Raw genomic sequence first — 6,855 nt, 5'->3', positions numbered from 1 at the left:
GGCGCCGATCGACATCGTGAAGCAGATCTTCGCCTGGGTGACCGATCCCGGCTTCTACAAGCACGTCACGATCACCCTGACCGAAACCGTCCTAGGCTACGTCATCGGCACCGCCCTCGGCGTCGCGGCGGGCGTTTGGCTCGGGCTCTCCAGGGGCGCGTACCGGATCCTCGACCCGTTCATCAAGGCGCTGAACGCGATCCCGCGCGTGGTGCTCGCGCCGATCTTCGTGCTTTGGCTCGGGCTCGGGCTGTGGTCGAAGGTCGCGCTGTCGGTGACGCTGGTGTTCTTCATCACCTTCTTCAACGCCATGCAGGGCGTGCGCGAGGTGAACCCGGTCGTGCTCGCCAACGCGAAGATCCTCGGCGCCCGGCGGCACGCGCTGCTCACCACGGTCTACTTCCCGGCGGCGGCGAGCTGGATCCTGTCGTCGCTCCGGACCTCGGTCGGCTTCGCGGTGGTGGGCGCCATCATCGGCGAATACCTCGGCGCCTCGGCCGGGCTCGGTTATCTGATCGCCCAGGCGGAGGGCAACTTCGACGCAGTCGGGGTTTTCGCAGGTATCATCATCCTTGCGATGTTTGTCCTGCTCATCGACCGCGTACTCGACGTGGCCGAGGCGAAGCTCATCAAGTGGAGCCCGAATTCGCGCGAGACCGAAACCGCCTGACGCGCGCCCCGGGTGTCCGGCCGCTCGTGGCCGGGCACCCTGGACAATACATTCACAGGAACGCGGCGCGGCACTCCGACCGCCACAGGACGCCGGCGACAGCTTGGCGACAATCTCGAAGCGCATATTCGCGACGGATGCCCGCGCAAGGCGGTGACAGGAGAGGAAACGCAGCGATGCAACTGAACGGTATGCTCCACGGGTCGAAACTACTTGCCCATGTTGATTTTCCCGCCTCGGAGGTATTGGGACCGGATGCGTCCGAGGATGCGATCCAGTCGCTGATCGATCGCCACGGGCTCATCTTCGTCAAGCCGGTGTTCCGGGGCGGCGTCGGCAAGAAGGGCAAGGCCGGTCTCGTCGGCAAGGCCCGGACGCTGAAGGAGGCGCTCGCCGAGAAGGAGCGGCTCTATTTCTGCGAGCACCACCACGGCAACGCCTTCGCCAAGGCAAATGGCGTCACGTTCGAGGCCGGCGTTCCGGCCGAGCACGAGGTCTATTTCTCGATTACCGACAACACGGCCTTCCGCGCGCCCACGATGACGCTGACCCATCGCGGCGGCATGGACATCGAGGAGTTGCCGAAGGGCGACGTGGCGACGGTGCCCTTCGAGGCGCTGACCGGCCTCAAGGCCTTCGTGGTGGCAAACGCGCTCAGCGACATCGGCGCGCCGAAGGAGATCATCTCGCCGCTCGTCCAGCACCTGCCGAAGCTCTGGGAACTCGTCCACCACTACGGGATGACGACGCTCGAGCTCAACCCGATCCGGATGATGCCGGGGAAGGGCGGGCGGCTCCTGCCGGTCGCCTGCGACTTCAAGTGCGGCTTCGACCGCGACGATCCCAGGGTCGCCCGGCTCGGCCTGCCGGACCAGCTCTTCGCCTCCGACATCTCGGCCTTCGAGCAGGAGGTGAACCAGCTCCGCACCCATCAGGGCCAGTCGGACGTCTTCGTGATCAACGACAAGGGGACGATCCTCGCGCCGACCTTCGGCGGCGGCGCGAACAGCCTCGTGACCGAGGTGCTCGGCGAGGCGGCGATCATCTCGTCCGACTTCGGCGGCAACCCGCCCTACGAGAAGATGAAGGCGGTCGCCTCGATCTGCTACCGGCATTTCCTGAAGCAGACCAACGTGCTCTTCATCATCGGCGGCAAGTCCAACAACACCGACATCCTCGAGACCTTTCGCGGCATGGGCGACGCGCTGCGCGAGCATTTCGCCGCGCAGGGTCCGACGCCGCTCTACGTGGTGGTCGGCCGGGGCGGGCCGAACCTCGTGCGCGGCATGGGCAACCTCGCCGAGACGCTGGAGAGCCTGGGGCTTCCCTACCGTTTCTTCGGCTTCGACAGCGCGATTTCCGAGGTGGTGAACTACGCCAGGCGCGTCGACGCGTGGATGCGCGCGGGCGGCCGCGCGGAGATCGCCGCCGCGCTCGGGCTCAAGGCGGAAGTCGCCGCCTGAGCCTCGCGCGACAGAGACATCCATTCCAATAATAGCGCGCCGCATCCCGCCCGAAGGGCGGTCGAGCCGCGCCGGGAGACCGCTCATGTTTCACCAGGGCATCCAGGGCATTCCGTACTACCTCGGCATCCGCTCGCTCGCGGAGATCGCGACGCCGGAGGACCGGGTCTGCGTGCTCAACATCGCCGGCGGCGAGAGCCGGCAAGTCACGCCGACGAGCCACGCCTTCTCCGGCGGCAACGTGGTCTTCGGCACCTCGCCGGGCCGCGCGGGGCAGGTGCTGAAAACCCCGGCCGGCGACATTCCGATCTTCAACAACGTCCGCGAGGGGCTCGACGCCGGGCTCTCCTTCAATACCGGCGTCGTCTACCTGCCGCCCTCGGGTGTGCGCGACGGCGTGGCCGAATTGATCCGCGTCAATCCCGAGCTCCGCAAGATCGTCATCATCACCGAGAAGATCGCCGTCCATGACGCGCGCGAGATCCGGGCGATGGCACAGGCCAACGGCGTCGACATCATCGGCGGCAATTGCCTCGGGGTCGCCGACAGCTGGAACCGGGTCCGCATCGGTGGCGCGCTCGGCGGCGACCACCCGGAGGAGAGCCTGATCAAGGGCTCGGTCGCGATCTTCTCGAACTCGGGCGGCTTCACCACCACGATCGCCCAGTATCTCGCCACCTCGGGCTGGGGGACGACGACGCTCGTCTCTTCCGGGAAGGACGTCTACATCCACTACGCCGCGCCCGACTTCGCCCGCGCCTTCGCGGCCGACGACCGGTCGAAGGCGGCGGTGCTCTATGCCGAGCCCGGCGGCTATTACGAGCATGCGATCGACTGGACGAAGCCGATCGTCGCCTGCGTCGTCGGCCGCTGGAAATCGAAGCTGACGCGCGCGGTCGGGCATGCCGGGGCCATGGCCGGAACCGGCGATCGGGCCGAGGACAAGGAGGGCTGGTTCATGGAGGCCGTCGGCGTCGACGGCATCTACACGCCCGAGAACCCGGTCGTCTCCGCGAAGGGCGCCGTGGTGACCAACATCGCCGACATTCCGGCGGCGCTGACCGCGGTGATGGCGCTGAATGGCGTCGCGCCCGACTTCGAGCCGCGCGGCGATCTCTCGCCGAAGCCCTGGCTCGCGAACGACCAGGGGCTGTCGCTGCCCGCGGATCTCGCGCCCCCGGTTGTAACGGCGCCTGAGCCCTACGCCGGCCAGATCGCGGCGCTCGGCCGCCAGATCGGCGCCGTGGTCGCCCGGCAGAGCATGAAGGACAGGTCGGGCGCCTCGGTGATGGATCCGACGACCCAGGTGACGAGCGTGCACGGGCACGCGGTGCTCGACCTCGCGCTCAAGCCGCTCGAGGCCTGTTTCGCGCTGCCGCTGGTGCACGAGATCGCGAACGAGAACGACCGGGCGCTGCTCGACGTCGCGGTCGCGGCCGAGGTGAATCTCGTCGGCGACCCGATCCTCGTGGCAGCCGACGCCGCGCGCGACGCGGGCAACGCGCCGAACGCGGTGATGGCGGTGGCGGCGGCGATCTGCGGCCCGATGCGCGTCGAGCGCGCGCTCGCCTGCGCACGGGCGCTGATCGACCTCTTCGCGCATTCGGGCCTTCGGGACGGCCGCGACGAGGACTTCGACCTGAGCGGCATCGACATCGTCCCGGCGACCCGCGCGCTTTTCCTCGCGACCGAGGCGGAGGCGGACGATCCCCGCCCCGAGGCGATGCTCGCCGCGATCGAAGCGCGGGGCGGCAAGTCGGTGTTCCTGAAATACCTCGGCACCCTCGGCGGCCGCCTGTCGCGCGATGCGATCCTCGCCGCCATCGCCACGACGATCAGCTGGGGCCCGCTGACGCGCAAGCGGATCAGCCGGCTGACGGCGGAGACGCTGCCCTGGTATCTCCGGCTCTACGGCGTGATGGTCGGGGCGTCGATCCCGGGCGAGCACCACCAGCCGGGCTCGCTCCGCGGCATCCCGCGCGCCGACCGCTTCGGCCAGTGGACGATGGCCGACCTCTGCTTCCTCGCGATGACCGGCAAGAAGCCGAGCGCGGAGGAGGCGTCGCCGCTCCGGATCCTCATCGGCCTGCTGATCTCCAACGGCCCCGGCGCGATCTCGGCGCAGGGGGCGAAGGGCGCGGTCTCCGCCGACGGGCCCCAGACGCCGGGCCGGGTACAGATCAACAAGGCGATGGTCGGCTTTCTGACGCATACCGGCTACAGCCACGGCGGCAACGGCTTCGAGGGCATGGCCTTCCTGCTCGACCAGTTCAGGGACAAGGGGTTGGCGGATCCGACGGACCCGGCCCATGGCATCAACCTCAAGGCGATGGCGACGGAGTTCGCGCGGGCCTATCGCCGCGAAAAGAAGGCGTCGAAGGAGGCGGGAGCCGAGCTCCGGGCGCTCCCCGGCGTGCATCATCCGGTCTTCAAGGGCAAGCCGGTCAACTTCGATCCACGCGAGCGGTTCGTGGCGGAGTACCTGGCCCGCGCCGGCAAGTACAACATCTTCCACGCCTTCTATCGCGAGCTCGTCCAGGCGCTCTACGAGCAGGGTGCGAGCCCCTATGTCTTTTGCGTCAACGTCGACGCGGTGATCGCGGCGCTTCTCCTCGCGCTGCTCTGGCCGGATTATCAGGCGGGGCGGCTGAGCGAGCGGGATCTGGAGACCGCGGCCTTCACCGTCTTCCTCTACGGCCGGATGATCGGATCGGCGGCGGAGATCGACGATCACCTCAACCGAGGTCGCAACATGGATACGCGGACGCCGGCCTCGGCCTGCGGCTTCGTGGTCTGATGGACGGCGAGGCGCGCTCGCCGCGGGACCAGCCGGTCATCCGCACCATCGCGATGCCAGCCGATACCAATCCCGCCGGGGACGTATTCGGCGGCTGGCTGATGAGCCAGATGGACCTCGCCGCCGGCAACCTCGCGGCGCTGACCGCCCGCGGCCGGGCGGCGACCGTAGCGGTCGACGGCATGCGCTTCCATCTGCCGGTCAAGGTCGGCGACGAGGTCTCGCTCTACGCGACGCTGACGCGGCGAGGCCGGACCTCGATGCACATCCACGTCACCGCCTGGCGCCGGAGCCGCCACGAGGCGGCGAGCGAAAAGGTCACCTGCGCCACCTTCGCCTTCGTCGCCCTCGACGACGCGGGCCGCCCGCGCCAGCTTCCTGAATAGGGCGTCTGGCGCGATTGCTCCGATATAACGGAGGCCAAGGCGCCGCAACGGACGCGGAAGGGTCGGCGACGGGAGCGTCGCCGGCCTTTGTTTGCGCGGGAGAGAGCCGCCGCCCCGCGGCGCCGCGCCGCACCTCGAGCCCGATGTTGTATCGGACCCACCGAAGCTACAAGGGTCCGGGCGCGGGCGGAGAGTTTGGCAGGAAGGAAGATGGCTATGAAGCGCGCCAGATGGGCCTGGGGCTCGTGGATCGCGTTGGGCTTGAGCGTCTATCCCGCCGCGGCCCAGCAGGGCCCGTCGTCGCTTACGCCCGCCTTCGACGCCGAGACCATATATCGTGGGAACCGCGATCTCGATGGCGGTGGCGCTTTCTCCGTCAGCCGGAACATCGTCGGCGTCGGCGTATCCCGGTCGCTCGGCGGGCGCGATTCCATCGGGCTCAACTTCGGCGCGGGTGTGGCCAACTACGATTTCGACGACGTGACGGCGCCATGGAGCGGGATCCGCGAACTCAGCCTGTCACTCCCGGTCGTCTTCCGAGCCTCTCGTTCCGCGACGGTCGTGGCCGTGCCGGTCGTGCGATATGCCGGCGAGGGCGGCGTCGACCTTGGCGACGGTGCCACGGCCGGGTTGATCGTCGGCGCGAGCTGGAGGTTCAGCGACAGCTTCAGCGCCGGTCCGGGCTTTGGCGCCTTCACCAGGCTCGCGCCGGAGGATGGTTACGAACTGTTTCCGTTCCTGCTCGTCGACTGGCGGATCACCGAACGGCTGACCCTCGACAACGGCCGGGGATTCGGCGCCTCGCGGGGACCGGGGGTGGGGCTGAACTACGAACTGCGCGACGATCTCTCCGCGGGTCTCTTCGTCCGCTTCGACAGCACCGAATTCCGGCTCGACGACCACGGGCCCGCGCCGGGCGGGATCGGCGAGGACAAGGCGACCGCGGTGGTCGCGACGGCCGCCTACCGGCCCGGGAAGGGACTCGATCTCACGGGCTTTCTCGGCATGGAGGTCGGCGGCCAGCTCACCCTGAAAGACAGCGCCGGCGAGACCATCGACAAGCGCGATTACGATCCAGCTCCGATCCTCGGCGCGAAGCTCCGTCACGTTCGGATCGTAGGGTCGGCGGGCCCTCGCAGCGCGACTGCGAGAGCCGGACGGCGGCGGGCGGTGGAAACCGACAGGATCCGAGCGGCGAGCGTATCGGGCGGACCATCCGCCGCGGGAGCTGTCAGCGTATTGCCTGGCTGAGCCGCTCACGGGGCTGGCGCGGCCCCGGCGAGAGCGGGCATCTCCGCGTCGGCCTCAAGCGCGGACAGAACCAGCGTTCCGACCCGGGAGGACAGGAAATCGTCGGAGGCGACCAGATAATAGCCCCGCGCGGAGCGGAGCGGATCGGTATCGAGCGGCACCAGCACGCGGTTGCGGATGAGATCGTCGATCACCCCGGACCAGCCGAGCGAAATCCCCTGGCCGATCAGGGTCTGGTGGATCGCGATCCCGTGGTTGGTGACCCGCACGCCCGGGTCGATCTGGCGC

General features: G+C 68.8%; 5 protein-coding genes and 1 pseudogene. 5 read left to right on the top strand and 1 reads right to left on the bottom strand.

Going from position 1 to position 6,855, the window contains the following annotated elements; all coding sequences use genetic code 11:
• From FJM51_RS22890 to FJM51_RS22870, 5 genes are all read left to right on the top strand, one after another.
• Window positions 1-670, top strand: a 670-nt coding sequence (locus FJM51_RS22890) for an ABC transporter permease (RefSeq protein WP_140456419.1), incomplete at its 5' end; no start/stop codon positions are given.
• 176 nt (window positions 671-846) lie between these two features.
• Window positions 847-2,133 (top strand): ATP citrate lyase citrate-binding domain-containing protein, encoded by a 1,287-nt coding sequence (locus tag FJM51_RS22885; protein ID WP_140456418.1) that lies wholly within the window; start codon window positions 847-849, stop codon window positions 2,131-2,133.
• An 85-nt stretch (window positions 2,134-2,218) separates the two neighbouring features.
• Entirely contained in the window at window positions 2,219-4,930 is a 2,712-nt protein-coding gene (locus FJM51_RS22880) for a CoA-binding protein (protein WP_140456417.1), read from the top strand.
• Window positions 4,930-5,316, top strand: coding sequence for an acyl-CoA thioesterase (locus tag FJM51_RS22875; RefSeq protein WP_140456416.1), 387 nt, complete (start codon window positions 4,930-4,932; stop codon window positions 5,314-5,316). The genes FJM51_RS22880 and FJM51_RS22875 overlap by 1 nt, the downstream gene beginning before the upstream one ends.
• Window positions 5,317-5,532: 216 nt before the next feature.
• On the top strand, window positions 5,533-6,567 hold the full coding sequence (locus tag FJM51_RS22870; RefSeq protein ID WP_140456415.1) for a hypothetical protein: 1,035 nt from the start codon (window positions 5,533-5,535) through the stop codon (window positions 6,565-6,567).
• A 5-nt stretch (window positions 6,568-6,572) separates the two neighbouring features.
• Here the strand turns inward: FJM51_RS22870 and FJM51_RS24050 are convergent.
• Window positions 6,573-6,855: pseudogene (locus tag FJM51_RS24050) on the bottom strand (hypothetical protein); the annotation flags it as partial.

This window comes from Amaricoccus solimangrovi (assembly GCF_006385685.1).
Classification (GTDB): domain Bacteria; phylum Pseudomonadota; class Alphaproteobacteria; order Rhodobacterales; family Rhodobacteraceae; genus Amaricoccus; species Amaricoccus solimangrovi.
This window is presented reverse-complemented; position numbering and strand designations above follow the sequence as displayed.